Below are 2,764 nucleotides of genomic sequence, written 5' to 3' on the forward strand. Positions count from 1 at the left end.
GGATAATTGCCGCAATCGATACTAGCGGAACGCCTTGAATGCGCGCTTGCGTAACGCTCTCCTGATAGCTGACGCCAAATTCGGCTTGACCGGCGGCAACCATGGCGTCGGCTCCGGCATCGCCCGGAGGAATGATATCCACATTCAGTCCATGCTCGGCGAAAAAGCCTTTTTCCTTGGCGACATAAAGACCGGTATGGTTCGTGTTCGGGGTCCAATCCAGCACCACTTTCACATCGGTCAGCTCATTTTGATTCGCGTCGGTCGCTTGCGGCGTCGGGCTGCTTGCGTTGCCCTTGGGCGCATCGCTTCCTTCCTCCTTTGTTTTGCCTGCGCAACCGGCTGCGGCAAGCAGCGCTAAAACGAGTAGCCCGATCAGCAATATGTTCAGGCCCTGTTTGGTTCTCATCGCTATCCCTCCAAAAATGTGATCCATCAGCGCTGCCGGCCAAATAAATAACGCGCCCCCTCAGGAAAGCGCGTTGGTTTGCATGCAAACTAAAAAAACGATTTCCCTCCGCTGGCATTACCCAGATCAGGTATCGGGTCAGTATCATTTGGGATACAATCTCAGCCGGCCAAATTCCAGCCCCCCGTCGCATTATTCAATTGCACCGACAAACGCATCAGGATTCAGGTTTGTCTTTTTCCACGGATTATTATAGCAAAAACCGCCGCAATGTCTATACTTTTTTTAATAATTTTTCAAATGCAAGACTGTTACATTTTTCTGTCGTTTCATGTACAATAAAGCTAGTTTGTTGATTTTTATGTAAAAGGAAGTCGACAGATGCGCAATAATCCGGTATTGATCTGCGAAATTGAACAATTGAAGTTAAAGTTGGAGCGAACAGCCCAAAAACACGAATACAATTTGAATCATCCCGACGTCGTCGCCGTCAGCGCCATGCTGGATCGATTGATAGCCGAGCATATGCGCAAAAAACATGAATAGATCGCGTGTTTATTTGTCAACCTGTTTTGCGTCATTTTGCAGGCATTTTTTCATCTGGATATGCTCCATGCCCGCTTCCCAGAACACTTCCCCGGATACCGGCGCATAGCCTAATTTGCGGTAAAATGATTCCGCATGCAGCTGCGCATCCAGGATTGACCAGCTATATTGCAAATCACGCGCCCACGCTTCCAGCTCTTGAAGCACGGCCCGTCCGATTCCTTGACCGCGAAAATCGCGCAAAACGGCCAACCGCTGCATCTTCACGGTATCTTCCCGCAAAGGTATCCATCTGCCGGCCGCAACCGCGGCGCCGCCTATTACGGCCAACACATGCCGGCAACTTTCCGGTGATTCGTCATATTCATCCCGTTCCACCGATTCCGGCACTTGCTGTTCAATCACAAACACATTTTTCCTAACGGATAAGCAAAGTTCCAATTGTTCCCGATTCGTGACGCGAATAATCTCCATACTTTTCTCCCTTTATCGCCAAAATTTTTCCGAAACTTTAATGCGGGCGTGTATTCAATTCAAAAATCCAAACTTTTCCCGCAGTATCAAGCCCGAAATCAAAGCCTAACCGGTCCGCGTTGGGAAAATGCTTCACGAAAATATCCCGGCATTGCAAGGCAAGTTTCCGCATTTCCCGTTTTTTCCTGCCGACATGAATATGCGGCAACGATCTGCGAATCGCCGCCGTCGCCGGAAGCTGGTCGCCCCCTTGGCAAAGGTTGGTTACAAATAACCCTCTGCGCGCCAATCTGCCGACAAAAGCTTTGGTTTCCCACGTATCGCCGGATCGCACCAATTTAATCCGGTAATCCAACGGCCGTCCGGAAATTTTCGCCAGATGGATGCCCCGCTGCACCAAGTACAAACGCTTGCGCATGAGCGAACGGATTGTCTTGAGTACGGCGGGAAAATCACGCAGCCACTTCCTCGCGCTGCGAAATTTCAGTTCATATCCTCCGCCGGCATTGCTTACCCAAATTACGCCGTTGCCGCCGGTCCCCACGTTTGGCTTCAGCACAACCGCGCCGTACTTAGCCAACATCTGCCGCATTCGGGGAACCGAATAAACATGCGTTTCGGGAATATAGGGCACGATCCGGGCATCTTGTTGCAAAACATGCGTTTTCGTTTTTTTGCTGGCAATCTGTTTTACTTCGTTCATAAAAAGCATCCCCAGTCCCATACACTTTTCTGTGTAGTATATGAAAAATGGGGCGCAGCCTCTTGTATCTTTGTCCGCGGATACCGCCCTTATTTGCCAAAAGCCGCCTGCGAAGAATGATCCTGCAGCGATTCCGGTTCACCGATCGGCAATTTAGCCGGATTTTCCGGATGGTATTTGCGCAGCAACTCTTTGCGCGACATGGCGATGATCTTCGGGACAAGCAGCTCGGATTTTACGTGCAGCCTCTCTTTTCCCTGCGGATGGACAACACGCATCAAAAATTTCAAATAGATGCGCGTGATCGTCGCAAACACGCCCTTCGGCAATTCCGCCACAGTGAAACCGAGTTGGGCGACACCGCGATTGATCATGGAAATGCCGTACAACCCCTTGACGTCATCGTACTCCCGGTTGTTCAAAATATATTCCGCGATTTTCGGCAAAATCTCTTCAACGGTGCGAATGAGACGGATTGCCAAATGCACGGCGGAACGCGAACTTCTGCCGATTTCGTATAGCATGCGGTTATCCAGATGCATTTCCGCGATTCGGTCGCCGGGGCGAATGGCTTCGCCATCCCGCAAGAGAAGCGTTTTGCCCTCGTATTTGCGAAAGCGGACTTGCAAAAT

5 protein-coding genes and 1 riboswitch are annotated in these 2,764 nt (G+C 50.4%); of the genes, 1 reads left to right on the forward strand and 4 read right to left on the reverse strand.

The features are described 5' to 3' along the window. On the reverse strand, nucleotides 1-409 hold a 409-nt coding region (locus VF260_02490; GenBank protein ID HEX7056054.1), incomplete at its 3' end, for an ABC transporter substrate-binding protein. 86 nt (nucleotides 410-495) lie between these two features. Then, nucleotides 496-604: riboswitch (TPP riboswitch) on the reverse strand. A gap of 186 nt (nucleotides 605-790) precedes the next feature. Between VF260_02490 and VF260_02495 the strand changes: the two genes are divergently transcribed. Next, nucleotides 791-955, forward strand: a complete 165-nt coding sequence (locus tag VF260_02495; protein HEX7056055.1) for an aspartyl-phosphate phosphatase Spo0E family protein — start codon at nucleotides 791-793, stop codon at nucleotides 953-955. Nucleotides 956-964: 9 nt separating this feature from the next. Here VF260_02495 and VF260_02500 read toward each other — a convergent pair whose 3' ends face one another. The 3 genes from VF260_02500 to VF260_02510 all read right to left on the reverse strand — a co-directional run. Then, nucleotides 965-1,429 (reverse strand): GNAT family N-acetyltransferase, encoded by a 465-nt coding sequence (locus VF260_02500; GenBank protein HEX7056056.1) that lies wholly within the window; start codon nucleotides 1,427-1,429, stop codon nucleotides 965-967. Nucleotides 1,430-1,466: 37 nt separating this feature from the next. After that, the gene (locus VF260_02505) at nucleotides 1,467-2,132 is read right to left on the reverse strand and encodes a YheC/YheD family protein (GenBank protein ID HEX7056057.1); all 666 of its coding nucleotides are present in this window, start codon (nucleotides 2,130-2,132) and stop codon (nucleotides 1,467-1,469) included. Nucleotides 2,133-2,221: 89 nt separating this feature from the next. Continuing rightward, nucleotides 2,222-2,764: polysaccharide deacetylase family protein (locus VF260_02510; protein ID HEX7056058.1), on the reverse strand; the 543-nt coding region annotated here is incomplete at its 5' end.

The organism is Bacilli bacterium (genome assembly GCA_036381315.1).
Lineage (GTDB): Bacteria > Bacillota > Bacilli > Paenibacillales > KCTC-25726 > DASVDB01.

Coding starts and splice junctions, on each gene's coding strand:
- VF260_02495 (HEX7056055.1), top strand. CDS start 791: ATGCGCAATAATCCGGTATTGATCTGCGAAATTGAACAATTGAAGTTA.
- VF260_02500 (HEX7056056.1), bottom strand. CDS start 1,429: ATGGAGATTATTCGCGTCACGAATCGGGAACAATTGGAACTTTGCTTA.
- VF260_02505 (HEX7056057.1), bottom strand. CDS start 2,132: ATGAACGAAGTAAAACAGATTGCCAGCAAAAAAACGAAAACGCATGTT.